Below are 26,170 nucleotides of genomic sequence, written 5' to 3'. Positions count from 1 at the left end.
TGAAGGCGGGAGCAGCGCGCCAACGGCTCTTTCCACTGCGTACCCCTTCAAGGAGCCCGCATGCAAGTGAAAATCAACGGCATCGAGACGCGCTATGTCCTGAGCAATGAGGGCGGCGGCCCGTGGCTGACGTTCGTTCACCAGCTCGGCGGCGATCTGTCTGTGTGGGACCAGCTCGCCGGCTACTTCCGCGACAACTACACCGTGCTGCGCTACGACCTGCGCGGCCACGGCAAGACCGCGGTATCGAGCGAGCCCTTCGGCATTGCCGATCTGTCGCGCGATCTCGCCGCGCTGCTCGATGCGCTCGGCGCACCCACTACGCATCTTGTCGGCATGTCGATGGGCGGCATGATCGCGCAACAATTCACGCTGGACCACCCGTCGCGCGTCGACACACTGACCGTTGCCGACACCACGGGCGGCACGCTGCCCGACGGCCGTGCGCTGTGGGATCAACGCGCGGCGACGGCACGCGCGGAAGGTATGGCGCCCCTGATACCCGCGACCATGAGCCGCTGGCTGACGCCCGATTTTCAGGCCGCGCATCCCGAAGCCGCCGAACAGATCCGCGACGTGCTGACGCATACGTTGCCAGAAGGCTACGCCATGGCGTGCGAAGCGCTGCGCGATTTCGACGTACGCAGTAAGCTGGGAACAATACGTCGTCCAACCTTGTCCGTAGCGGGTCGTCACGATACGGGCACGCCCCCTGCTGCAACGCAGGCAATCGCAGACGCCATCCAAGGCGCACAGTTCGAACTGCTCGATGCCGCTCATCTCGCGCCCATCGAACAATCTCACCGTTTTGCTGCACTGCTTGAAACGTTTCTTGAAAGGCCGGTCTAACCGGTAGGTTCGGAACTTTACAAGCGTCAATCCGGACCCACCCCTTGAATTCCACACCACAAGCTCCATCTATGGCGCAGGAATGGCCTGGAGCCAACGGAAATAAGGAGTGTCGCCATGCAAATGATCTATAACAGCCCCAACTATTGTGTCGTCGAGTTTCCGCCGCAGGAAGGCCCGCTGGCCATGAAATCGGGAGGCTACGAGATCGTCGACAAGAACTTGCAGCGCGAAATCTACATAGACGGTGCAATGGCGGCGCGTTTCCGCGAGCATGTGCAAAAGCTGATTGAAGAGGAGCCGTCACTGGACGAGGTCGACGAATTCCTCGGACAGTTCGACAGCCTGATGCATCAACCGGTGATTCTTCACTAGCTGAAGGGATTGACGTAACGGTTTGGCGACAACCATTGACCGCGCCGTCCGGCATAGCCGGCGGCCTTTATAAGGCGGTCAGCAGTCGTAACGCGGCCCAGCAGGCTTTCACCTGACTGGGCCGTTTTGTTTTCCACCGTTTTGATTCCGTTGCAACCGCAGCCGCCGCGGCCTGACACACGCGCGCACCCACCCGGCCCCTGCCCGGCGGAACCGCCCCACTGCGGCTACAATGACAGGTTTCCCGAAAAAGTCGGCGCAAGCCCTCGTCCGCCATGAACCAGCCTGCTCAATCCGCCACGCCAGTCCGTCCCGACGCCGCTTACACGCGCGGTACTGTGCTGCCCGCGCTGCTCAAGTCGCGCATCCTGATTCTGGACGGCGCGATGGGCACGATGATCCAGCGCTACAAGCTCGACGAAGCCCGCTATCGTGGCGAGCGCTTCAAGGACTACGGGCGCGACATCAAGGGCAACAACGAACTGCTGTCAATCACACAGCCGCAGATCATCGGCGAGATTCACGAGCAGTATCTCGCGGCGGGCGCGGATATCATCGAGACCAACACGTTCGGCGCCACCACGGTTGCGCAGGCCGACTACGGCATGGAAGACCTCGCCATCGAGATGAATCTCGAATCGGCGAAGCTCGCGCGCGCCGCCTGCGATAAATATTCGACGCCCGACAAGCCGCGCTTTGTCGCCGGCGCGATCGGACCGACGCCGAAGACGGCCAGCATTTCTCCAGACGTGAACGATCCGGGTGCGCGCAACGTGACGTTCGACGAACTGCGCGCGGCGTACTACGAGCAGGCGAAGGCCTTGCTCGATGGCGGCTGCGATCTGTTCCTCGTCGAAACGATCTTCGACACGCTCAATGCCAAGGCCGCGCTGTTCGCGCTGGACGAGCTGTTCGAAGACACCGGCGAGCGCCTGCCGATCATGATCTCGGGCACCGTTACCGATGCATCGGGCCGGATTCTCTCGGGACAAACCGTCGAGGCCTTCTGGAACTCGCTGCGTCACGCCAAACCGCTCACTTTCGGTTTGAACTGCGCGTTGGGCGCGGCGCTGATGCGACCGTACGTCGCCGAACTGGCGAAGCTGTGCGACACCTATGTGTCGTGCTATCCGAACGCCGGTTTGCCGAATCCGATGAGCGATACGGGCTTCGACGAATTGCCGGCGGATACCTCGGGATTGCTGAAGGAGTTCGCGCAGGCGGGCCTCGTGAATATCGCCGGCGGATGTTGCGGCACGACGCCGGAGCATATTGCGGCGATTGCTCAGCAGTTGGCTGGTGTGAAGCCGCGGGTGTGGGCAAACTATCGGGAAACCGATACCGAAACGGCTTGATCGCGGCGCGTACCTGGACGGGGATCGATCGATGGCTGGCGTCACCAAACTGACAATTGCGGGTTTCAAATCGATACGTGAGTTGCGTGACTTCGAGTTGCGCAATCTCAACGTGTTGATTGGCGCCAATGGCGCGGGGAAGTCGAACTTTATTGGTTTGTTTCGGATGCTGGCGGAGATGTACGAAGGGCGCTTTCAGTTGTACGTGCAGCAGCAAGGTGGACCGGATGCATTGCTGCATTTTTCGCGAAAGACGACCGACGAGATCAGCATCGCATTACATTTTGGCGATCACCACACCTACGAGGCCGACGAACGCAATTGCTATCGTGTTCGCGTGACTGCAACCAACGACAACCGCGTGACCTTTTCCGAAGAGGTGTTGGATTACGGAACAGACGGCGCGATGAGAGATCTGTCCGGCAGAAGCAGTGGAGTGCCAGAGTCTTCGCTGAAGCCGTTTCTCAACGCTTACCTGCCCCTATACGCCGCCGTCCTCGACAGCACCCGTGTCTACCACTTCCACGACACGGGCGAAAATGCCAAGGTCAAGCAGTTGCACGCCTCGAACGACACGCTTCGCTTCAAGGCCGACGGCGCCAACCTTGCCGCATACCTGCGCATGCTCAAAGCCGAGCACGCCGACAGCTACCGCCAGATAGTCGAAACGATCCGTCTCGTCGCACCGTTCTTCGATGAATTCATTTTTCGCGCCGGCCCAAGTTCGAAGATGCAACTCGAATGGACCGAACGTGGCGACCCTGATACGCCGTTGACTGCGCACGCATTGTCGGACGGCACGCTGCGCTTCATCTGTCTGAGCACGCTTCTCCTCCAGCAGTGGGACCTGATGCCCGCGACGATTTTGATAGACGAACCCGAACTCGGCCTGCACCCGTACGCGATCAATCTCCTCGCCGACCTGCTGAAGCGCGCCTCAGAGCAAAAGCAATTGATCGTCTCACCGCAATCCGTCGAACTGCTGAATCGGCTAGACCCGGAAGACGTGATCGTGGTCGACCGCAAAGACAACGCGTCAACCTTCCATCGCCTCGACGCCACCCAATTGCAAGACTGGCTCGGCAACTACTCGTTAGGCGACCTCTGGAAACAGAACGTGTTGGGCGGGAGGCCGGCGTAATGGTTGAATCGATCGTCGTCGGCGAGGGCCAGACCGAGGAAACCTTTGTACGCGATGTGCTCGCGCCAGCACTCAGCGCGAACCACGTCTACGCCAGCGCACGCCTCATCAACACATCACGTGAGCAGCGCGGCGGCGCGCTCAGCCTGGAACGCGCGCGCAAATTCATCGGCCATACGCTGCGCCAGCGCTCCGACACCTACGTCACGACGCTGTTCGATCTGTATGGGCTGGACAAGACGTTTCGCGGAGTCGCGGAAACCAAGGGCCTGACGCCAGCCGCACGCGCGGCCAGCATCGGAAAACTGATGCACGAAGACGTCGTCGCCTTCGCTGATTGCCGCCCGGAACGCTTCATTCCTCACGTCCAGCCGCACGAATTCGAATCGCTGCTATTTTCGGACATCGCCTCGCTATGCGACGTCGAGCCCGGCTGGCAGGAACAAAGCGCACCGCTGATTGCAGCGCGAGCCGCCGTCGACGATCCCGAATGGATCAACGATTCGCCACAAACCGCGCCTTCGAAGCGTCTTGAACAATTGCAGCCGCGCTATCGCAAGGTCCGACACGGCCCCGTCGCTGCCGCTCGCATTGGTCTCGACAGGATTCGCGAGCAATGCCCGCATTTCCGCCAATGGTACGACCGCATCGTGAAGCTGCCTGCGCTACAGGCGCAGCAACCAAACATTGAATATACGAGTTAACGCCATGACCGATCACACCATGCGCCTTTCCGGCCTCGAGCCGTTCAACGTCACGTCCGGGACGCTCTTCATCAACGTCGGTGAGCGTACCAACGTGACCGGTTCGAAGGCGTTCGCGCGAATGATCCTGAACGACCAGTTCGACGACGCGATCGCGGTCGCGCGGCAGCAGGTCGAAAACGGCGCGCAGATCATCGACGTCAACATGGATGAGGCCATGCTCGATTCGAAAGCGGCGATGGTCCGCTTCATGAATCTGATCGCCTCGGAGCCGGACATCGCGCGCGTGCCGATCATGATCGACTCGTCGAAGTGGGAGGTGATCGAAGCCGGTCTGAAGTGCGTGCAAGGCAAGGCGATCGTCAACTCGATCTCGCTGAAAGAGGGGGAAGAAGCGTTCCGCCATCATGCGAACCTGATTCGCCGCTACGGCGCGGCCGCTGTTGTGATGGCCTTCGACGAAAAAGGCCAGGCCGACACGTACCAGCGCAAGACCGAGATCTGCAAGCGCTCCTACGATTTCCTCGTGAAAGAAGTCGGCTTCCCGCCGGAAGACATCATCTTCGATCCGAACATTTTCGCGATTGCCACCGGCATCGAAGAACACAACAACTACGCGGTCGACTTCATCAACGCCACGCGCTGGATCAAGGAAAACCTGCCGTACGCGAAGATCAGCGGCGGCGTGTCGAACGTATCGTTCTCGTTCCGCGGCAACGATCCGGTGCGCGAGGCGATCCACACCGTGTTCCTCTATCACGCGATCCAGGCGGGGATGGACATGGGCATCGTCAACGCGGGCCAGCTCGGCGTGTATGCCGACCTCGATCCGGAGTTGCGCGAGCGCGTTGAGGACGTGGTGTTGAACCGTCGCGAAGACGGCACCGACCGCCTGCTGGAAATCGCCGACAAGTTCAAGACCGGCGCGGCAAAGAAGGAAGAAAACCTCGAATGGCGTAACCAGCCGGTCGAGCAGCGGCTCGCGCATGCGCTCGTGCTCGGCATCACCAACTTCATCGTTGAAGACACCGAGGAAGTGCGCGCCAAGATCACCGCAGCCGGCGGCCGTCCGATCAACGTGATCGAAGGCCCGCTGATGGACGGCATGAATGTCGTCGGCGACCTGTTCGGTCAGGGCAAGATGTTCCTGCCGCAGGTCGTGAAGTCGGCGCGCGTGATGAAGCAGGCGGTCGCGCATCTGATCCCGTACATCGAAGAAGAAAAGAAGCTGATGGCCGAAGCCGGCGCCGACGTGCGCGCGAAGGGCAAGATCGTCATCGCCACGGTGAAGGGCGACGTGCACGACATCGGCAAGAACATCGTTTCGGTGGTACTTCAGTGCAATAACTTCGAAGTGGTCAACATGGGCGTGATGGTGTCGTGCAACGACATTCTCGCCAAGGCAAAAGTCGAGGGCGCGGACATCATCGGCTTGTCCGGATTGATTACGCCTAGCCTCGAAGAGATGGCCTACGTTGCCTCGGAAATGCAGCGCGACGACTACTTCCGCGTGAAGAAGATCCCGCTGCTGATCGGCGGCGCGACCACCTCGCGCGTGCATACCGCCGTGAAGATCGCGCCGCATTACGAAGGCCCGGTGGTGTACGTGCCGGACGCATCGCGCTCGGTCTCCGTGGCCTCGAGCCTGCTGTCCGATGAAGGCGCGGCGAAGTACGTCGACGAACTGAAGGCCGACTACGACCGTATCCGCGACCAGCACGCCAACAAGAAAGCCCTGCCGATGGTCACGCTCGCCGAAGCCCGCGCGAACAAGACCAAGGTCGATTGGGCCGGCTACCAGCCGGTCAAGCCGAAGTTCATCGGCCGCCGCGTATTCAAGAACTTCGACTTGAGCGAGCTGGCGAACTACATCGACTGGGGTCCGTTCTTCCAGACCTGGGACCTGGCCGGCCCGTACCCGGCGATCCTGAACGACGAGATCGTCGGCGAATCGGCTCGCCGCGTGTTCTCGGACGGCAAGTCGATGCTTGCGCGCCTGATCCAGGGCCGCTGGCTGCAGGCCAACGGCGTAATCGCGCTGCTGCCGGCCAACACGGTGAACGACGACGACATCGAGATCTACACGGACGAATCGCGCTCGGAAGTGGCGCTCACGTGGCGCAATCTGCGCCAGCAAAGCGTGCGGCCGGTGGTGGACGGCGTGATGCGCCCCAACCGCTCGCTCGCCGACTTCATCGCACCGAAGGATTCGGGCGTGGCCGACTACATCGGCATGTTCGCGGTCACGGCGGGTCTGGGCGTCGACGTGAAGGAAAAGCAGTTCGAAAAGGATCACGACGACTACAGCGCGATCATGCTGAAGGCGCTCGCCGACCGCTTCGCCGAAGCCTTTGCCGAAGCGATGCATGCCCGCGTGCGCCGCGATCTCTGGGGCTATGCGAACACCGAAACCCTGTCGAACGACGACCTGATCGCCGAAAAGTACCACGGCATCCGCCCGGCGCCGGGCTACCCGGCCTGCCCGGACCACCTCGTGAAAAGCGACATGTTCGACGTGCTGCAAGCCACTGAAATCGGCATGAGCGTAACCGAATCGCTGGCCATGCTGCCGGCGGCGAGCGTCTCCGGCTTCTATCTGGCCCACCCGGACAGCACCTATTTCTCGGTCGGCAAGATCGGCCAGGACCAGCTGGAAGACTACGCAAAACGCATGTCGTTGTCGAAAACAGACGCCGAACGGGCTCTCGCGCCTTTGCTGTAAGCCTTGCGGGGCGGGAAGCCTACTATATCGGGCTCGCTAGGCTGAATATTTGCGGCAGTGCAAATTTCGGCTTTGTAGACTGAAATAGCTTCAACCCGCCAGACGCGGCCAAAACGCGTCGGCCTATCAAATTGCAATCGTCAACGGAGAGAATCGTATGAAAAAGCTGACGCTGTTATTGACTGCTGTTTCCCTCGCCGCAGGCGCCTCGGTGGCGCTGGCCCAGCCCGCCAGCTCGGTCAGTTCCTATTCGCCGCCTACGGAAAAACACGTCAAGAAGCCCAAGAAGCAAAAAATGAAAAAGGGTGCGTCGGCGCCAATGGCTGCACCGGCGGATGCCGCCAGCCAGTAAGCAGGTTCGGCAAACGGGCCCCGCTAAGGTTAAGGCCCGTGAAAGACAAAGAGCCCGCTGATGCGGGCTCTTTTCATTGGTGCGTCACAGCCTGCGCCGCGCCGCGAGGCGCTGCGAAACGCCACTACCGGCGCAGCGCTCCGGAATCAGAGACCCCAGACGATATCCGCGTTTTCCTTCTGCGCGGCGCGCAGCATGTCGAGGAACGGATACGCGCGCTGGGCGAGTCCCGGCGGAATCTCATGATGTTCGTGGCCGTCTTCGCCTTCGTGGAAATGGCCCTCGTGCTCGGCACGTTCCTGTTTGTCGGTATGGATGGCCGATTCGAGTTTCGAGATCGCGACGCTCAGTTCGTCGTGGGTGATGACACCGCGCTCACCCAGGCGCTTGCCGACAATGCCGACCAGGTACTGAGCGAGATTTTCCAGCATCATCACGTCCGGCGCAGCGCGACATTTGAAAGTAATCAGCATGACTGTTCCCTTTTTCGTTATGTTGGATCGACGCGTGGGCAGCTCCACATTCGCCGCCGGCGCGCGCTACGTTGACACGCCGATCAGGCACGGCGGCCACGGCCCTTGGTGGGCATCTCATTGAACATATTAGCACCTGCTAAAATCCGTCTGGACGGAAAAGCGCGCCGCAATGCGCCGCGCGCGGCGTTGCACAGGCGGCATGGCTGGGCCGGTTGGCCGCAACCGCCTGTCGCCGCGCCAGGCCGCACTTGCACGCGCCTCGGCATGCCGCCACGCACCGCACTAACCGCGCTGCACGCGACGTGCCTGATGGTGCCCGATGGTGCCTGATGGCGCCCCGATGTGCCCGGCGCGTGCCGGCCGGTGCATCGCCGCTTTCCCCGCTTCTGACGAATCGGCTGCGCTTCGCGCGCGGCCGCCGCTTCTTCCGCATCACCGGATTGCCTCACTGGACTCGCAACAAGCATGCTGCCTGCACATAAACATACTCTCGAAACACTGCTCGCCGACACGGTGAAGCAGGTTGCCGACGCAACCCAGGGCGCGAGCGAAGCCGCCTTCGTCTCGCCCACGATCACACTGGAGCGTCCCAAGGTGGCCGCGCACGGCGACGTCGCCTGCAACGTGGCGATGCAACTCGCCAAGCCGCTGCGCGCCAACCCGCGCCAGCTGGCGCAACAGATCGTCGACGCGCTGCTCGCGCAGCCGCGGGCCAAGGGTCTCGTGGAAGCCGCCGAAGTTGCCGGCCCCGGCTTCATCAACCTGCGCCTCGCGCCCGCCGCCAAGCAGGCGGTGATCGCCGCCGTGTTCGCGGAGCAAGGGGCCTTCGGCCGCTCGCAGCGCGACGCGGGCAAGCACGTGCTGATCGAATTCGTCTCGGCCAACCCAACCGGCCCGCTGCACGTCGGCCACGGCCGGCAGGCCGCGCTCGGCGACGCGCTTTCGAACGTGCTGGCCTCGCAAGGCTATGACGTGCACCGCGAGTTTTATTACAACGACGCCGGTGTGCAGATTCACACGCTCGCCGTGTCGACCCAGGCGCGTGCCCGCGGCATTGCCCCGGGCGACGCAGGCTGGCCGGCCTCGGCGTACAACGGCGAGTACATCGCCGACATCGCCAAAGACTATCTGAATGGCGTCACCGTTGCCGCGAGCGACGGCGAGCCCGTCACGGGCGCGGCCGACGTCGAAGACCTCGACGCGATCCGCCGCTTCGCGGTTACGTATCTGCGCCGCGAGCAGGACATGGACCTGCAGGCGTTCGGCGTGAAGTTCGACCAGTACTACCTGGAGTCGTCGCTGTACAAGGAAGGCCGGGTCGAGAAAACGGTCGAGGCGCTGATCGCCGCCGGCAAGACCTACGAACAGGAAGGCGCGCTGTGGCTGCGCACTACGGATGACGGCGACGACAAAGACCGCGTGATGCGCAAGACCGACGGCACCTACACGTACTTCGTGCCGGACGTCGCCTATCACGTCGCCAAGTGGGAGCGCGGCTTCACCAAAGTCATCAACGTTCAGGGCTCGGACCACCACGGCACGATCGCGCGCGTGCGCGCCGGCCTGCAAGGTCTCGGCGTCGGCATTCCGAAGGGCTATCCCGACTACATCCTGCACAAGATGGTCACGGTAATGCGCAACGGCGAAGAGGTGAAGATCTCGAAGCGCGCCGGCAGCTATGTGACGGTGCGCGACCTGATCGAATGGTCGGGGGGCGCGACGCCGGGCTCGGAAGCCGCCGTCGACCTGATCGACGAAGAGACAATTCGCCGCGGCCGCGACGCCGTGCGCTTCTTCCTGATTTCGCGCAAGGCGGATACGGAATTCGTGTTCGACATCGACCTGGCGTTGAAGCAAAACGACGAAAATCCGGTGCACTACGTGCAGTATGCGCATGCGCGGATCTGCTCGGTCATCGCCGAATGCAAGGCGCGCTACAGCACGGACGAAAGCACGCTGGCGCAGATGGACGTCTCGCCGCTCACCAGCGAGCGCGCCATGGCCTTGCTGAACAAGCTCGCCGAGTTCCCCGACATGCTGCAACACGCCGCCGACGAACTCGCGCCGCACGCGGTCGCGTTCTATCTGCGCGACCTCGCCGGGGAATTCCACTCGTTCTACAATGACAGAGCCGAACGCGTGCTGGTCGACGACGCTGCCGAGCGCAATGCGCGCGTCGCGCTGCTCGCCGCCACGCGTCAGGTGCTGGCGAACGGTCTCGCGACGATCGGCGTCTCCGCTCCCGTCAAGATGTAAGTCCTCCGGCGCAACATGCACGCGGCCGTCGTTATAATCGACGGCCGTTCCAGGATTCTTTTTGCAGGTGATTCATACGATGGCAAAACCACGCCGCACAACAAAGCAATCGCAATCGAAACAAACCGGGGGGACTTTTCTCGGCATCGTGCTGGGCCTGATCGTCGGTCTCGCGATCGCGGTAGTGGTGGCGCTGTATATCACCCGTGCGCCTACGCCGTTCGTCTCGAAGGTGGCGCCGCCCGCGGCAACCGACACCGGCGCGAGCCAGGCGCAGCAGTACGACCCGAACCGTCCGTTGCAAGGCAAGACACCGGGGCAGCCGGTGCCGCAAGCCGCGCAACCGGCGCCGCCGAACACCGCGCCGGGCCAGACCAATTCGCAGACGCAGTCCGGCATGCTGGAAGAACCGCAGATCGTCGAAGTTCCGCCCGCGAGCGGAACCGCGAACGGCACGGCAGTCGCACCGAAGCCCGCGCAGGATAACGGCACGGCCGCCGCAACGGCGAAGAAGCAGCAAGGCGCAAGCGTTCCGGCCGCCACCGCGGCAGGCTCGGCGCCGAAGAGCACGACGCCCGCCACGGCTGCCAACGCCAAGCCGGGTTCGGGTGCGGCGCCGGCTGACGCGAACACGGGCTACTTCCTGCAAGTGGGCGCCTACAAGACCTCGGCCGACGCCGAGCAGCAGCGTGCGCGTCTCGCCTTCCAGGGCTTCGAATCGAAGGTCACGCAGCGCGATGCTGGCGGCGTGACGTACTACCGTGTGCGGATCGGGCCGTTCTCGAAGTTCGAAGACATGAATTCGAGCCGTCAGCGTCTGTCCGACGCGGGCGTGGATACAGCCGTGATCCGCTTTACGAAGCAATAAGCGAGCAATAAGCAAACAACAATCGGCGATTTGCCGGAACGCGCCGCCGCCGAACTATCGGCGTGCGGCGCGGGTCACAAGCAAAACCGACAAGCAGAACCGACAAGCACAACGGACGACAAGAGCGTCTAACGCCGACATTGAAAACGGTGACGGGCATTTGCGTGGCGCCACCGCTTTACCGCCTACCTGGATCAACACAACATGAAAAAACTGCTGAGCATTCTGTTCCTTTCGCTGGGCCTGGTTGCCGCCACGGCGCAAGCATCGCCGGCCGCACCGGTTTCGGGCAAGGACTACACCGTGTTGTCCACGCCCCAACCTACCGATGAGCCGGCCGGCAAGATCGAAGTCACCGAATTCTTCTGGTACGGCTGCCCGCACTGCAATGAATTCAACCCGTACCTCGAAGCGTGGGTGAAGAAGCAAGGTCCGGACGTGGTGTTCAAGCGCGTGCCGGTTGCCTTCCGCGACGACTTCATTCCGCACTCGAAGATGTATCACGCGCTCGACGCACTCGGCCTGCAGCAACAGCTCACGCCGAAGGTTTTCAATGAAATTCACGTCAACAAGAACTACCTGCTGACGCCGGAAGACCAGGCCAAATTCCTCGCGAAGAACGGCGTCGATCCGAAGAAGTACATGGACGCGTACAACTCGTTCTCGACGCAAAGCGCGTTGCAAAAAGACAAGAAGCTGATGGAAGACTACAAGATCGACGGCGTGCCGACGCTGGCCGTGCAGGGCAAGTATGAAACCGGCCCGGCCGCGACCAACAGCCTGCCGGGCACGATCCAGGTGCTCGACTACCTGGTGCAGCAGGTCCGCGCCAAGAAGATGTAAAGCCGAGGCGCCGGAATGAGTTCACCCCTGAAGGTTTTCATTACCGGCGCCTCGAGTGGCATCGGCCTCGCGCTCGCCGCCGAATATGCGCGGCGCGGCGCGATTCTCGGCCTGGTTGCCCGCCGCGGCGAGGCGCTCGCCGCCTTCCAGCAGTCCCATCCGCAGAATTCCATCTCCACTTATTCCGTCGACGTCCGCGACGCCGAGGCGCTCGCCGACGCGGCCGCGCAGTTCATTGCGCAGCACGGCTTGCCGGACGTCGTGATCGCCAATGCCGGCATCAGCCGCGGCGCGCTCACCGGGCACGGCGATCTGCGCACCTTCCGCGAAGTCATGGATGTCAATTACTTCGGCATGGTCGCCACTTTCGAGCCGTTCGCCGCCGCCATGGTCGTCGCGAAGAAAGGCACGCTGGTTGGGATCGCCAGCGTCGCCGGCGTGCGTGGCTTGCCGGGGTCGGGCGCGTACAGCGCGTCGAAGTCAGCCGCGCTCAAGTATCTCGAGGCGTTGCGCGTCGAGATGCGTCCGCTAGGCGTCGGCGTGGTCACCATCGCGCCCGGCTATGTCCGCACGCCGATGACCGAGCACAACCCGTACAGCATGCCGTTCCTGATGGACGCGGACCGCTTCGCCGTGAAGGTCGCGGGCGCGGTCGAACGGCAGACGCGCTTCGCGGTGTTCCCGTGGCAGATGCGCGTCGTGGCGATGCTGCTGCATGTGCTGCCGCGCCGGGTTTACGACCTCGTCTTCGAACGCGCGCCGCGCAAGCCCCGCGCCGTCACCGAGTAAATCATGCAGCCGCGTGCGGTCGATGCAGCCGGCGTCGCGCACGAAATGTGGGGCGCCAACGCGTCCGGCGCCGATACCCGCATCGTCTCGCTCGTACCGAGCATCACCGAATTGCTGTTCGCTTTGGGGCTCGACAGTCAGATCGTGGGGCGCACCGGTTTTTGCGTGCATCCGCGTGACAAGGTGCGGCAGGTGCGCAAAGTCGGCGGCACCAAGGCCGTGAATGTCGACGCGATTCGAGCGTTACGGCCCACCCATCTGATCGTCAATATCGACGAAAACGAGCGCGATACCGTCGAGCAGTTGCGCGCGTTCGTGTCGCATATCGTCGTCACCCATCCGCAGACGCCGCGGGACAATCTCCCGCTGTACGCGCTGCTGGGCGCCATCTTCAACCGCGAGCAGGAAGCGCAACGCTTGAGTGAAGCGCTCGAAGCGCGACTGCACGAGGCCGCCGCGCTGACGTTTCCCGAGCAAAACGTGCTGTACCTGATCTGGCGCGAACCATGGATGACCGTCGCGCGCGATACGTACATCGCCGCGATGCTGCGGCTCGTGAACTGGCAGACGCTGCCCGACGTGCAAGGCGGAGCGGCAGGTGCCTGGCGCTATCCCAGGTTCGATTTCGAGCATGCGCCGTGGCTCGACAACGTCGACCGTATCCTGCTCTCCAGTGAACCGTATCGCTTCACACAAACGCACTGCGACGCGCTGAAACGCGATCCGCGGCTCGCCGGCAAGCGCATCGAATTGATCGACGGCGAGCAGGTCTCGTGGTACGGCGTGCGCGCGATTGACGGCATTGCCTATCTGCTTGGGCGCGCGGCCGCGTCGTAAGCTTGAGCGGCAGCGCAGAGCCAAGGCCACCTCGCCGGGTAACGCCGCCTGGAGCCAACTCCCGGCAAAGCCAGCGCGCCGGGCCACGTGCTTGCGCACCGATTCTCGCCGTCCATATGGATATGCGGATTAAGTTGTTGTCGTCGCAACCACCCTTCGATAAGCTTTCGCGAAGGCCGAGCCGCGCACGGGCTGCCACACTTAGGCCATGCGCCAGCGCCGGAAACGTATCAGAATAAAGAGGGTGGGTCGCCCGTCGCCGGCCGTCCCCCGTCACCGGAACATAAACACAACCAGACGCACTGCCTGACTGCGCTTGTTATGGGAGATCCTATGCGCTTCAAACTGCTCGCAGCCGCCGTACTGTTCACGGCGCCCGCGCTCGTGCTCGCCAAACCGCTGACCGTCTGCACCGAGTCGAGCCCCGACGGCTTCGATGTCGTGCAGTTCAATTCGCTCGTCACGACCAATGCGTCGGCCGATGTGATCTTCAATTCGCTGGTCTCGTACGACGAGGCCGCGAAGAAAGTCGAGCCTTCGCTGGCCGACAAGTGGGACGTGAGCGCCGACGGCCTCACCTACACGTTCCATCTGCGCCCGAACGTGCAGTTCCAGACGACCGACTACTTCAAGCCCACCCGACCGCTGAATGCCGATGACGTCGTCTTCACGTTTAACCGCATGCTCGACGACGGCAATCCGTGGCACAAGGTGGCGGGCGCGAGCGGCTTTCCGCATGCGCAATCGATGGGCTTGCCGAAGCTCATCAAGTCGGTCAGCAAGGTTGACGACAACACTGTCAAGTTCGAACTGAACGCGCCGGACGCGACCTTCGTGTCGATCCTGACAATGGGTTTCGCCTCGATCTATTCGGCTGAATACGCCGACCAGCTGCTCAAGGCCGGCAAACAGGTTGACCTGAATTCGAAGCCGATCGGCACCGGTCCGTTCGTATTGAAGAGCTACACCAAAGACGCGGTGATCCGTTACGACGTGAACCCGACGTACTGGGGCGCGAAACCGAAGGTCGACCGCCTGATCTACGCGATCACGCCGGACGCCACGGTGCGCGCGCAAAAGGTGAAAGCGGGTGAATGCCAGATCGCACTGTCGCCGAAGCCACAGGATCTCGCCGAAGCGAAAGACGACAAGTCGCTCGCCATCGTGCAGACACCGGCCTTCATGACCGCCTTCGTCGCACTGAACACGCAGAAAAAGCCGCTCGACAACCAGAAGGTGCGCGCCGCGCTGAACATGGCGTTCGACCGCACCACCTATCTGAAGGCGATCTTCGACAACACCGCGACCCCGGCCGTCAATCCGTATCCGCCTAACACGTGGAGCTACGACAAGGCCGTGAAGGCGTGGCCATACGATCCGGCGAAGGCGAAGAAGCTGCTCGCGGACGCGGGCTATCCGAACGGCTTCGAAACGACGATCTGGGTGCGTCCGAACGGCAGCGTACTGAACCCGAATCCGAAGGCCGGCGCCGAGCTGCTGCAAGCCGACTTCGCGAAGATCGGCGTGAAGGCGGATGTGAAGGTGATCGAATGGGGCGAGTTGATCAAGCAGGCAAAGCTTGGCCAGCATGACACGCTGTTCATGGGCTGGGCCGGCGATAACGGCGATCCGGACAACTATCTGTCGCCCCTCTTCAGTTGCAATGCGGTGAAGTCAGGGATCAATTTCGCGCGCTTCTGCGATCAGGATCTGGACAAGCTGATCGCAGACGGCAAGACAACGCCCGATCAGGCCAAACGTGCGAAGGCGTATGAACAGGCACAGCAGATCATCCACGATCAGGCGCTGTGGATTCCGTTGGGCTACCCAACGGCAGCGGCCATCACGCGCACGAATGTGAGCGGCTATCACGTGAGTCCGTTCGGACGGCAGAACTTTGGCACGGTGGCCGTGCAGTAAGCTTCTGCTACGCCGCTTGAATAAAAAAAGCCCGATTGCTTGCGCAATCGGGCTTTTTTATCGACGTATCGTCGTATCGACCTGGCGACTCGATCAAGCCGAAAACCGGATCACCCCATCCGCATCCTGTGTCCGCTTCAACTCGCCCGCGAGCCACAGCAGATGCAAGTGCGCCAGCGCTTCGCCCATCGCGAACGTCATCTGGTGGATGTCGAGCTGGCGCTTGAACATCAGCGGCACGATATCCGCGGCGCTCTGCGGCTTCTCCGCACAGGCCTCGCGCACTTCAGCCAGACGCGCGTCATGATGCTCACGCAATTGCCTGATGCGCGTGCGCACGCCGCGAAACGGCTTGCCATGCGAGGGCAGCACGAGCGTGTCTTCGGGCATCGTCTCGTAGCGGCCGAGCGATTCCAGATACAGCGCGAGCGGCGTGCTTTCCGGCTCCATGTCGAACACCGAAACGTTCGTCGAAATGCGCGGCAGCACCATGTCGCCGGAAATCAGCGTGCCCGTCTCTTCGCAAAGCAATGCGCAGTGCTCCGGCGAATGGCCGAAGCCGGTCACCACACGCCACGTCTTGCCGCCGATCTTCACGCCGTCGGCTTCACGCAGGCGGCGGTATTGACCGGGAATCGCCGGTACGAGGCTCGAGTAATAGCTCGTGCGATTGCGCAGCTTTTCGAGCGACGCCTCATCGTTCAGACCATGCCGCGCAAAGTGCCGCGCCGCGCCCTCGCCGCCCGCATTCGAACCACCGCCGGCCGCCATCACGCGTGCCTGCATGTATTCGCCGAGCGTCATCCACAACCGCACGTCCCAGCGCTTTTTGTCGCCGCCGGCGCAGAGCCAGTGCGCGAGGCCGATGTGGTCCGGATGGCAATGCGTGACGATCACGCGCAGCACCGGCAGGCCGTCGAGCATGGAGTCGAACACTTTCTCCCAGTTCTCCTTGATCGTGTCCGACGCAATGCCGCAGTCGACGACCGTCCAGCCTTGCTGACCGTCGATCTCATCGCGTAGCAGCCACAGATTGATGTGATCGAGGGCGAACGGCAGCGGCATGCGCAGCCAGAACACGCCGGGCGCAACTTCCATCGCATGGCCCGCTTCGGGCAAGGTGTCGTTGAACGGGTAGTCGAGTTGATGTTCGAGTGCATTCATTGCGGTTGTCTTCCTCCGTCGGCCGTCCGGCATGGCGAGGTATGCGATGCCGGAAAGCGTGGTTGCGGCCGGGTCGGGACATACCCGTGCCGTATTGCGCCGTAGTTGCGTTTCGATCAAGTTGACGATAACGTAAACGTCGATTCTATCGTTCAATCCGATTTTCCGCCCGGTTACGGGACGCCCCGATGAACACGCAATACACGATCACCGAGCTCGCACGGGAATTCGACGTCACGCCGCGGGCAATCCGTTTTTACGAAGATCAGGGTTTACTCTCACCCAGCCGCGAGGGTTCGAGCGGTCTGAGGCGCGTCTATTCGGGCCGCGACCGAACTCGTCTGAAGCTCACGCTGCGCGGCAAGCGGCTCGGCTTTACGCTGTCGGAAATCCGCGATCTGCTCGACGTCTATGAGTCGCCAACCGATACCGTGCCGCAATTGCACGCCTTTCTTGCCACGGTGGCGCGTCATCGCGATGTGCTCGAACGTCAACTGGAGGATCTGAACGCGACGCTCGAAGACCTCGCGCAATACGAATCCCAGGCGCGCGCGTTGCTGGAGAGCGGTGCACGCGAAGAAACCCGGTCTGCCTGAGCGGAAAGAGGCACGGAAAGAAACGTGGAAAGAGGCGCGGAGAGCGGCGCAATGCGTCGAGGGCCCACCCGGACGATACAATCACGGGTGACTTCACGACATGGGATGAATGCACGGTCGACATGAATCACTTCCCCAAACTGTTGTCGTCACAGATCGGCTTTGACGTCGCGCAGACGATGCTCGAAGGATTCGATCGGCACTACCGGATTTTCCGCGACGCCGCGATCCACGCCAAATCGCTCTTCGAAGCGGGCGACTGGCATGGCCTGCAAACGCTGGCGCGAGAGCGCATTACCTCGTACGACGACCGCGTCGAGGAATGCGTCGAATTGCTCGAAGACGAATACGACGCCGAGAATATCGACGACGAAGTGTGGCAGCAGATCAAGCTGCACTACATCGGCCTCCTCACCACCCACCGCCAGCCCGAGTGCGCGGAGACGTTCTTCAATTCGGTCTGCTGCAAGATCCTGCACCGCTCGTATTTCAACAACGACTTCATTTTCGTGCGCCCGGCGATCTCGACCGAATATATCGAGAATGACGAACCGGCGGCGAAGCCGACCTATCGTGCGTATTACCCCGGCAAGGATGGGCTTGCCGCGACGCTCGAACGCATCGTCACGAACTTCCAGCTGGAACCGCCGTTTGAGGACCTGACACGCGACGTCGCGTGCGTGATGCAGGCGATCCAGGACGCGTTCGGCGTGTTCGACGAAGCGCCGAACTTCCAGATTCACGTGCTCTCGTCGCTGTTCTATCGGAACAAGTCGGCGTATATCGTTGGACGGATCATCAACGGCGATCTGCTGTTGCCGTTCGCCGTGCCGTTGCGTCATGTGAAGCCGGGCGTGCTCGCGCTCGATACGGTGCTGCTCAAACGCGATCAGTTGCTGATCATCTTCAGCTTCTCGCATTCGTATTTCCTGGTCGATATGGAAGTGCCCTCCGCTTACGTCGAGTTTCTCGGCACGATCATGCAGGGCAAACCGAAGGCGGAAATCTATACCTCCGTGGGTTTGCAGAAGCAGGGCAAGAACCTGTTCTATCGCGATCTGCTGCACCACCTGAAGCATTCGAGCGATCAGTTCATCATCGCGCCCGGCATCAAGGGGCTCGTGATGCTGGTGTTCACGCTACCGTCGTTTCCGTACGTGTTCAAGCTGATCAAAGACCATTTTCCGCCGCCGAAGGAAACCACGCGCGAGCAGATCAAGGGGAAATATCAGCTCGTCAAACGGCATGACCGCCTGGGCCGCATGGCCGACACGCTCGAATATTCGAGCGTGGCGCTGCCCATTTCGCGGCTCGACGAAGGACTGGTGCGCGAACTCGAAAAGGAAGTGCCCTCGTTGATCGAATACGACGGCGACAACCTCGTGATTCGACACATGTACATCGAACGCCGCATGGTGCCGCTCAATCTGTTCCTGCAAAACGGCAACGACGACGACATCGATCACGGCATCAAGGAATACGGCAATGCGATCAAGGAATTGATGCAGGCGAACATCTTCCCTGGCGACATGCTGTACAAGAACTTCGGCGTGACGCGTCATGGCCGCGTCGTGTTCTACGACTACGATGAAATTGAATACCTGACGGAATGCAACGTGCGCGCGGTGCCGGCGCCACGTAACGAGGAAGACGAGATGTCGGACGAGCCGTGGTATTCGGTCGGCCCGCACGACATTTTCCCGGAGACATACGGCACGTTTTTGCTCGGCGACCCACGCGTGCGCCGATGCTTCATGCAGCATCACGCGGACTTCTTCGATCCGGCGCTGTGGCAACGGCACAAGGATCATCTATTAAAAGGCGAACTGCCCGACTTTTTCCCGTACGACAGCAGCGTGCGTTTCTGCATCCGCTATCCGGAACGATTCGCCGATGTGGCGTCCGGACTGGCGGAAAACCCTGCAGATGAACGCACCGTGCGCGCGGCTTGAACTTCATGCGTCTCATGTCCTTCACGCCCCGCCCGCATTGTTGAATGCATCGTCCGAACCTTATGTAACGACATCGACCGGTCAATCGGTCGAGCAACCGCCCAGACTCATCCATGAATACGAACGCTTCTCCCGCCGCCAATCCGCTCGCTCATCTGTTCGACAACAATGACGCGTGGGTGGCCCGCAAGCTGTCCGAAGATCCGGAGTACTTTTCGCGCCTCGCGCACCAGCAGACCCCCGAATATCTGTGGATCGGCTGTTCCGATTCGCGCGTGCCGGCCAACCAGATCATCGGCCTGCCGCCGGGCGAAGTGTTCGTGCACAGAAATATCGCCAACGTGGTGGTGCATACGGATCTGAACTGCCTGTCGGTGATCCAGTTCGCCGTCGATCTGCTGAAGGTCAAGCACATCATGGTGGTGGGTCACTATGGCTGCTCGGGCGTCGGCGCGGCGCTGCACGGCCGGCGCGTGGGCCTCGCGGACAACTGGTTGCATCATGTGCAGGACGTGCGCACCAAACATGCCGCGTTGATCGAAGAGTGGCCGCTCGGTGAGGCACGCCATCGGCGTCTGGTCGAACTGAATGCGATCGAACAGGTCATGAACGTATGCCGGACCACCATCATCAACGACGCGTGGGCACGCGGCCAGGAACTGACCGTGCACGGCTGGGTGTACGGCGTGCACGACGGTAAGGTGCGCAACCTCGGCATGACCATCGGCGACGCGGCGGCACTCGATGCAACCTACAAGCGCTGCGTCGCGGCCGTATCGGCCGGTGGCGCGTACCAGGCGGACAACGACATGGTCGCCGCCGATGCGGCCCAGCTCGGCGACGTTCCGGCAGTCGTCGAAGGTGTGATCAAGGAACTGAAACATGAAGGAGACAGGCATGATTGACACAAAAGCTGATCCGATCGTAATCGTCGGCGTGGCCCGCACGCCGATGGCGGCATTTCAGGGCGATTTCGCTTCGCTCACCGCACCGCAGTTGGGGTCGGTCGCCATCGAAGCCGCCGTACAACGCGCCGGGTTGAAACCCGAGCAGATCGACGAAGTGGTGATGGGTTGCGTGCTGCCCGCCGGCCTAGGCCAGGCGCCCGCGCGTCAGGCCGCGCTCGGCGCCGGCTTGCCGCTCGCCACCGGCAGCACCACGGTCAACAAGATGTGCGGCTCCGGCATGCGCGCGGCAATGTTCGCGCACGATATGCTGGCCGCGGGTTCGGTCGACGTGATCGTGGCGGGCGGCATGGAGAGCATGACGAATGCGCCGTATCTGCTGCCCAAAGCGCGTAACGGCATGCGCATGGGCCACGGCCAGGTGATCGACCACATGTTCTACGACGGACTCGAAGACGCCTACGAAAAAGGCCGGTTGATGGGTACCTTCGCCGAGGAATGTGCGGCGTCGTTCGACTTCACGCGCGAAGCGCAGGACGCGTTTGCCGTCGAGTCCCTGAATCGTGCGAAGCGCGCGAATGAAGACGGCTCGTTCGCATGGGAAATCGCGCCGGTGAAGGTGGAACGCCGCAAGGGCGACGTGACCATCGACCACGACGAGCAGCCGTTCAAGGCGAACCTCGACAAGATTCCGACGCTCAAGCCCGCGTTCAGCAAAACCGGCACGGTGACGGCGGCAAACTCGTCGTCGATTTCCGACGGCGCCGCCGCGCTCGTGATGATGCGTGAATCGACCGCGAAGCGTCTCGGTGTCGAGCCGCTGGCTCGCGTGGTCGGCCACTCCACCTTCGCTCAAGAACCGGCGAAGTTCACCACCGCGCCGGTCGGCGCGATTCGCAAGCTGTTCGAAAAGAACGGCTGGCGCGCCGACGAAGTGGACCTGTATGAAGTCAACGAGGCGTTCGCGGTGGTCACGATGGCCGCGATGAAAGAACACCATCTGCCGCATGAAAAGGTCAACGTGAACGGCGGTGCTTGTGCGCTCGGCCATCCGATCGGCGCATCGGGCGCGCGGATTCTCGTCACGCTGATCGGCGCGTTGAAAAATCGCGGTCTGAAGCGCGGCGTCGCGACGCTGTGCATCGGCGGCGGCGAAGCGACCGCGATGGGCATTGAACTGGTTTAACGCGTTATATCGAAGCGTTCGATAGCTTGAGGTGATTCGATGAAGACAGTGTTGATCGTCGGTGCATCGCGCGGCATCGGCCAGGAGTTTGTGCGGCAATACAAGAAAAGCGGCTGGCGCGTGCTCGCCACCGCACGCGACGGCGCCGCGCTCGACGCGCTGAAAGCGCTCGGCGCGGAGACCTTCTCACTCGACGTCACCGCGCCCGAAGAAATCGCCGCGCTCGGCTGGAAGCTCGACGGCGAACGGCTCGACGCGGCGGTGCTGGTATCGGGCGTGTACGGCCCGCGCACTGAGGACATCGAAACGATCACCGCCGATGACTTCGACCAGGTCATGCACACTAACGTGCGCGGCCCGATGCAGTTGATGCCGATCCTGCTGCCGCTCGTCGAAGAAGCCGGCGGTGTATTCGCGGTGATTTCGAGCAAGATGGGCAGCATCGGCGACGCAAGCGGCACGACCGGCTGGCTGTATCGGGCGAGTAAGGCGGCGCTCAACGACGCGCTGAAAGTCGCCTCGCTAGATACCACGCGCGCAACGTGCATTTCGCTGCACCCTGGCTGGGTGCGCACCGACATGGGCGGCGCGCAAGCGGCGATCGATCCGTCGCGCAGCGTCACAGGCATGCGCGATGTGCTCGCGCAGGCAGCGGCGTCGCGCGATGCATTCAACGGCCGCTTCTATCAGTACGACGGCACGGCGCTCGACTGGTGAGGAATTACATGAGAATACCGACGAGGAGACCACGCCATGGTGCTTGATCAGGATCACTTGATGGTCCGAGACGCGGTCCGCACGTTCGTCCGCGAAGCGGTCACCCCGCACGCGGCGCAATGGGATCGCGAGCGCACCTTTCCGAAAGACGTGCACCGCCAACTCGCCGAACTCGGCGCGTATGGCGTGCTGGTGCCGGAAGCGTACGGCGGCGCCGGCATGGACGCGCTGGCGCTCGCGCTGATCCTCGAAGAAATCGCGGCGGGCGACGGCGGTACATCGACGGCGATCTCCGTCAACAACTGCCCGGTATGCAGCATTCTGCTGACCTATGGCAACGACGCGCAGAAACGCGACTGGCTCACGCCGCTTGCGCGCGGCGAGATGCTCGGCGCGTTTTGCCTGACCGAACCGCAAGCGGGCTCCGACGCATCCGCGCTGCGTACCACCGCGACCCGCGATGGCGACGGCTACGTGTTGAACGGCGTCAAACAGTTCATCACGAGCGGCAAGAACGGCAACGTCGCGATCGTCATGGCCGTGACCGACAAGGCGGCGGGCAAGCGCGGCATCAGCGCGTTTATCGTGCCGACCGATACAAAGGGGTACGTCGTCGCGCGAGTCGAAGAGAAGCTTGGCCAGCATTCGTCGGACACCGCCCAGATTATTTTTGAAGACTGCCGCGTGCCGGCCGCGAATCTGATTGGCGCGGAAGGCGAAGGTTATCGGATTGCGCTATCGGGGCTCGAAGGCGGGCGCATCGGTATCGCGGCGCAGAGCGTCGGGATGGCGCGCGCCGCGTTCGAGGCGGCGTTAGGTTACGCAAAGGAACGCGAGAGCTTCGGCCAGCCGCTGTTTTCGCACCAGGCCGTGCAATTCCGTCTCGCCGATATGGCGACCCAACTCGAAGCCGCGCGCCAGTTGATCTGGCACGCGGCTTCGCTGAAGGACGCCGGGCAACCCTGCCTGACCGAGGCCGCGATGGCCAAGCTGTTCGCCTCGGAAGCCGCCGAGCGTATCTGCTCGGCCGCCTTGCAGATTCACGGCGGCTACGGCTATCTGAGCGACTTCCCTGTCGAGCGCATCTATCGAGATGTCCGCGTGTGCCAGATTTACGAAGGCACTAGCGACATCCAGAAAATTTTGATCGCGCGCGGTCTTGCCTGAAAGTCTGATGAATAAGCCATTGTTGTCAACGCAACGACCCGCCGACTGCCCATGCGGCGGCGCCGTACCCGATCAGCGCAGCGGCGCCAAACCGCCCCGCTTCGCGCAATGCTGCGGCCGCTATATCGACGGCGGTGAAACCGCGCCGCGCGCGCTCGAACTGATGCGCTCGCGCTACAGCGCGTATGTTGTGGGCGCAACGGATTATTTGCGCGCGACCTGGTCGCCGCACACCTGCCCCACGGATCTTGACGCCGACCCTGCCAACCCCGACGCGCCCCGCTGGCTCGGACTGCAGATCAAGGCCTTCGCAGAAACCGGCGCCGATCATGCGACTGTCGAATTCGTCGCACGATACAAGGTGGGTGGCCGTGCTCATCGGCTGCACGAACTGAGCCGCTTCGTCCGCGGCGAAGACGGGTGCTGGCGCTATGTCGACGGTGACGTGAGCGAATAGGATTTATCTTCCACAGCCTGACATCACTCAACGACGCAGATGGCACTGCGATCACATATGGCCCTCAAGCGAGGGCTTTTTTTCGTGTTGGCCCGGCACCACAGCACGTATGTTGCGACAAATTACTTCGCGCAGCCAGGCACCGTCCGACGGGCGCTTTGCGGGCCCTCGGACGGGAGGACACGCACTGATTCGCACGCGGCAATTTTTTCGTCGCGGGTTCTCCTTGATTGCACAAAACAAAATTGTCGTGCCAGGATGAGGCCGTAGGTTTGTGACGTCACATTGCGAGAACAGGTCCATACCGATTCCGCAAAATGCGCAGGCGCCCTGCCGATACCCTTCCAGTAAGGATTCGACGGCGGTTCCCGGCGGCATATGTGTGGCGCTCATCATCGGCGCGTGGGGTCGCGTCGGCCGTTTGGGTTCATCCCGTGCGATCTCGATTAGCGTGCGTGCGCGTGGCGCACTACGTACGCGAGTGTGTTTTTGTTTGTCGAAAACGCCAATGAAAGGCAATTGTCAGTAATGGCATTCGGCTGACAGGGCAACACGGCGTTCAGGGCAGGTTTTTGAGGCAGGTGTGTCGATGGTGTTCAGCAAGGTTCTGGCGAAGTGTGCGGTGACGTGTGCAGCGGCGATATGCGCCGTCGCGCTCGCGCATGCCGAGCCGCTCGCCGACACCCAGGCCGGGCCTCTGACCCGCGCGCACGTGCCGCGTATCGCGCTTGACGACGACGTCTATCTGCCCACCGCCGGCCTCAACGAGCGGATCATCCGTGTACCGGTCGACGCTGCCGGCACAGTCACGCTCGAAACGACGATCTACAAACCGGACGGCGCGGGCCCGTTTCCGATGATCGTGTTCAACCACGGCAAGATTCCTGGCGACCCGCGTGCGCAGGAACGCAGCGACCCGCTGCCGTTTGCGCGCGAATTCGTGCGCCGCGGTTACGTCGTGGTGGCGCCGAACCGCCAGGGCTTTGGCCATTCGGGTGGCACTTATCAGCAGGACGGTTGCGACGTCGAACGCAATGGTGTCGGCCAGGCCGGCGACGTGGCCGCGACGGTCGAATACATGTCGAAGCAGCCGTACGTGGATACGGCGCACATTGTGGTGGCCGGCACGTCGCACGGCGGCTTGGCAACGATGGCGTACGGCTCCGAGGCTGCACCGGGCGTCCGGGCCTTGATCAATTTTTCGGGCGGTTTGCGGCAGGACGCGTGCACCGACTGGCAGGGCAACCTGACGCGCGCATTCGGCGCGTATGGCGAGAAAACGAAGGTGCCGTCGCTGTGGTTGTATGGCGATAACGATTCGGTGTGGACGGCGCCGCTGGTAGCCGGCATGTACGCTGCGTACTCCGCGCATGGCGCGAGCGCGAAGATGGTGGATTTCGGCAACTACAAGAATGACGCGCATCGGCTGGTGGGCGATCGCGATGGCGTGCATGTGTGGTGGCCGGCGGTCGAGGCGTTCCTTGCTCGGGTGGGGATGCCTACTGCCGTGCAGTATCGGGTTTCGGATCCTTCGTTGCCGAAGCCGACAGGGTTTGCTGCTGTCGATGCGGTCGACTCTGTGCCGTATGTCGACGAAGCTGGGCGTAATGGATATCGTAATTTTCTGCATCAGTATCCTAGCCGGGCTTTTGCTGTGTCGGATACGGGTGCGTGGTCGTGGGCCGAGGGTGGCGACGATCCGATGCCGGTGGCTATTGCTAATTGCCAGAAGCAGAGTTCGGCGCCTTGCCGGTTGTATGCGGTGGATAACTCTGTTGTATGGGGTTCTGGGTCTTCGCAAACGGCGGATTCTTCTTCGGCTGGCTCTGCCGGTGCTGGTGCTGCCGGGGATCGGCGGGCTATTGCTAGTCGGAATTGAGGTTTGGTTTTTTGCCTGCTCGGCGCTTTTGGGTTGTTCGCTTGGGGTGTTGGCCTTTCCTTGTTTTCTTAGTGGTCTATTAGCGTTGCCCCTGTGCGGGGCGGCACTTACTTTCTTTGCCGCCGCAAAGAAAGATAAGCAAAGAAAGCGGCTCAAACCGCTAACTCTTAAGCGGGTCCCCCGCGCAGTTGCGGTAGTGGTGCATCTGGAATCCGTGCTCTCGCGCATTCTGCGTCAGTGACAAGGCCGTCATACTTCCGGCGACGCTGCCGCGCGCCGACGCCTACTTCATAGAGCCCATCTGTTCGGTTTCTCGCGCCTCGCTCAACGCCGCGGCTGACCGGGGCATCCCAACGTTTCTGCAATGCGCCGGCGCTTCATTCGAAGTGCGAATTCACACCTGCAGACGCTCCCACGGCTTGTCGCCGCTCGGAGCTCCGGGAGGCACATCTCGAAACCGATGTATTTTTTGCGCCTCGCTCAGGCAAGGCCAAATGGCAGCCACGCACCTCAACCGAAGTCCCGAGTTTCCGACGTAGACCCGACCGCGCCGAGGCGAAGTCGATGGTTCCCACCACGCGCAAACGAAGCCTTGGTTTCCCAGGCACACCCATCCGCGACGCACGCAGTGCGGAGTGGGAGCTGATGAGCCCTTAGTCA

General features: G+C 62.2%; 23 protein-coding genes. 21 read left to right on the top strand and 2 right to left on the bottom strand.

Annotated elements, in window-relative coordinates:
- Window positions 1-60 precede the first annotated feature (60 nt).
- The 7 genes from B0G76_RS35730 to B0G76_RS35700 all read left to right on the top strand — a co-directional run bounded on the left by B0G76_RS35730 (window position 61) and on the right by B0G76_RS35700 (window position 7,498).
- Window positions 61-849, top strand: coding sequence for an alpha/beta fold hydrolase (locus tag B0G76_RS35730; protein WP_120297466.1), 789 nt, complete (start codon window positions 61-63; stop codon window positions 847-849).
- Between the two features lie 117 nt (window positions 850-966).
- The gene (locus B0G76_RS35725; protein ID WP_064266743.1) at window positions 967-1,224 is read left to right on the top strand and encodes a DUF3567 domain-containing protein; all 258 of its coding nucleotides are present in this window, start codon (window positions 967-969) and stop codon (window positions 1,222-1,224) included.
- A gap of 275 nt (window positions 1,225-1,499) precedes the next feature.
- A complete protein-coding gene (locus B0G76_RS35720; protein ID WP_120297465.1) occupies window positions 1,500-2,579 on the top strand; it encodes a homocysteine S-methyltransferase family protein in 1,080 nt (359 codons plus the stop codon).
- Window positions 2,580-2,610: 31 nt separating this feature from the next.
- Window positions 2,611-3,720, top strand: coding sequence for an AAA family ATPase (locus B0G76_RS35715; RefSeq protein WP_120297464.1), 1,110 nt, complete (start codon window positions 2,611-2,613; stop codon window positions 3,718-3,720).
- Window positions 3,720-4,424, top strand: coding sequence for a DUF4276 family protein (locus B0G76_RS35710; RefSeq protein ID WP_120297463.1), 705 nt, complete (start codon window positions 3,720-3,722; stop codon window positions 4,422-4,424). Before B0G76_RS35715 ends, B0G76_RS35710 begins: the two co-directional genes overlap by 1 nt.
- Before the next feature lie 4 nt (window positions 4,425-4,428).
- On the top strand, window positions 4,429-7,146 hold the full coding sequence (metH, locus tag B0G76_RS35705; RefSeq protein WP_120297462.1) for a methionine synthase: 2,718 nt from the start codon (window positions 4,429-4,431) through the stop codon (window positions 7,144-7,146).
- Between the two features lie 157 nt (window positions 7,147-7,303).
- Window positions 7,304-7,498: an acid-shock protein gene (locus tag B0G76_RS35700; RefSeq protein ID WP_120297461.1), complete on the top strand. Its 195-nt coding sequence runs from the start codon at window positions 7,304-7,306 to the stop codon at window positions 7,496-7,498.
- 146 nt (window positions 7,499-7,644) lie between these two features.
- On the opposite strand, the gene B0G76_RS35695 is transcribed toward B0G76_RS35700, so the two are convergent.
- Window positions 7,645-7,971 (bottom strand): DUF1840 domain-containing protein, encoded by a 327-nt coding sequence (locus tag B0G76_RS35695; protein ID WP_120297460.1) that lies wholly within the window; start codon window positions 7,969-7,971, stop codon window positions 7,645-7,647.
- 468 nt (window positions 7,972-8,439) lie between these two features.
- Here B0G76_RS35695 and argS point away from each other — a divergent pair, with 468 nt between their 5' ends.
- The 6 genes from argS (at window position 8,440) to B0G76_RS35665 (ending at window position 15,487) form a co-directional block, all read left to right on the top strand.
- A complete protein-coding gene (gene argS / locus B0G76_RS35690) occupies window positions 8,440-10,230 on the top strand; it encodes an arginine--tRNA ligase (protein WP_120297459.1) in 1,791 nt (596 codons plus the stop codon).
- Window positions 10,231-10,291: 61 nt separating this feature from the next.
- Window positions 10,292-11,098: an SPOR domain-containing protein gene (locus tag B0G76_RS35685; protein WP_120297458.1), complete on the top strand. Its 807-nt coding sequence runs from the start codon at window positions 10,292-10,294 to the stop codon at window positions 11,096-11,098.
- A 204-nt stretch (window positions 11,099-11,302) separates the two neighbouring features.
- Window positions 11,303-11,941, top strand: coding sequence for a thiol:disulfide interchange protein DsbA/DsbL (locus B0G76_RS35680; protein ID WP_120297457.1), 639 nt, complete (start codon window positions 11,303-11,305; stop codon window positions 11,939-11,941).
- A gap of 15 nt (window positions 11,942-11,956) precedes the next feature.
- Complete coding sequence (locus tag B0G76_RS35675) at window positions 11,957-12,730, top strand: SDR family oxidoreductase (protein WP_120297456.1); 774 nt, start codon at window positions 11,957-11,959, stop codon at window positions 12,728-12,730.
- Window positions 12,731-12,733: 3 nt separating this feature from the next.
- The gene (locus B0G76_RS35670; RefSeq protein WP_120297455.1) at window positions 12,734-13,567 is read left to right on the top strand and encodes a helical backbone metal receptor; all 834 of its coding nucleotides are present in this window, start codon (window positions 12,734-12,736) and stop codon (window positions 13,565-13,567) included.
- A 333-nt stretch (window positions 13,568-13,900) separates the two neighbouring features.
- On the top strand, window positions 13,901-15,487 hold the full coding sequence (locus tag B0G76_RS35665) for an ABC transporter substrate-binding protein (RefSeq protein ID WP_120297454.1): 1,587 nt from the start codon (window positions 13,901-13,903) through the stop codon (window positions 15,485-15,487).
- Between the two features lie 93 nt (window positions 15,488-15,580).
- On the opposite strand, the gene B0G76_RS35660 is transcribed toward B0G76_RS35665, so the two are convergent.
- Window positions 15,581-16,651, bottom strand: a complete 1,071-nt coding sequence (locus B0G76_RS35660; protein ID WP_120298050.1) for an MBL fold metallo-hydrolase — start codon at window positions 16,649-16,651, stop codon at window positions 15,581-15,583.
- 188 nt (window positions 16,652-16,839) lie between these two features.
- Here B0G76_RS35660 and B0G76_RS35655 point away from each other — a divergent pair, with 188 nt between their 5' ends.
- The 8 genes from B0G76_RS35655 to B0G76_RS35615 all read left to right on the top strand — a co-directional run bounded on the left by B0G76_RS35655 (window position 16,840) and on the right by B0G76_RS35615 (window position 25,510).
- On the top strand, window positions 16,840-17,247 hold the full coding sequence (locus tag B0G76_RS35655) for a MerR family DNA-binding transcriptional regulator (protein ID WP_120297453.1): 408 nt from the start codon (window positions 16,840-16,842) through the stop codon (window positions 17,245-17,247).
- A 122-nt stretch (window positions 17,248-17,369) separates the two neighbouring features.
- Entirely contained in the window at window positions 17,370-19,199 is a 1,830-nt protein-coding gene (aceK, locus tag B0G76_RS35650) for a bifunctional isocitrate dehydrogenase kinase/phosphatase (protein ID WP_120297452.1), read from the top strand.
- A gap of 113 nt (window positions 19,200-19,312) precedes the next feature.
- Window positions 19,313-20,104 carry a carbonate dehydratase gene (can, locus tag B0G76_RS35645; RefSeq protein WP_120297451.1) on the top strand — a complete coding sequence of 264 codons (792 nt, stop codon included), beginning with the start codon at window positions 19,313-19,315 and terminating at the stop codon, window positions 20,102-20,104.
- Complete coding sequence (locus B0G76_RS35640; RefSeq protein ID WP_183082273.1) at window positions 20,082-21,290, top strand: acetyl-CoA C-acetyltransferase; 1,209 nt, start codon at window positions 20,082-20,084, stop codon at window positions 21,288-21,290. The genes can and B0G76_RS35640 overlap by 23 nt, the downstream gene beginning before the upstream one ends.
- A gap of 39 nt (window positions 21,291-21,329) precedes the next feature.
- Window positions 21,330-22,007, top strand: a complete 678-nt coding sequence (locus B0G76_RS35635) for an SDR family oxidoreductase (protein ID WP_120297450.1) — start codon at window positions 21,330-21,332, stop codon at window positions 22,005-22,007.
- Window positions 22,008-22,043: 36 nt separating this feature from the next.
- Window positions 22,044-23,174 (top strand): acyl-CoA dehydrogenase family protein, encoded by a 1,131-nt coding sequence (locus tag B0G76_RS35630; RefSeq protein WP_120297449.1) that lies wholly within the window; start codon window positions 22,044-22,046, stop codon window positions 23,172-23,174.
- 7 nt (window positions 23,175-23,181) lie between these two features.
- Window positions 23,182-23,631, top strand: coding sequence for a YchJ family protein (locus tag B0G76_RS35625; RefSeq protein ID WP_120297448.1), 450 nt, complete (start codon window positions 23,182-23,184; stop codon window positions 23,629-23,631).
- A 589-nt stretch (window positions 23,632-24,220) separates the two neighbouring features.
- Window positions 24,221-25,510 carry a dienelactone hydrolase family protein gene (locus tag B0G76_RS35615; RefSeq protein ID WP_120297446.1) on the top strand — a complete coding sequence of 430 codons (1,290 nt, stop codon included), beginning with the start codon at window positions 24,221-24,223 and terminating at the stop codon, window positions 25,508-25,510.
- Window positions 25,511-26,170: the final 660 nt, after the last annotated feature.

This window comes from Paraburkholderia sp. BL23I1N1 (assembly GCF_003610295.1).
In the GTDB taxonomy this organism is placed as follows: Bacteria; Pseudomonadota; Gammaproteobacteria; order Burkholderiales; family Burkholderiaceae; genus Paraburkholderia.
This window is presented reverse-complemented; position numbering and strand designations above follow the sequence as displayed.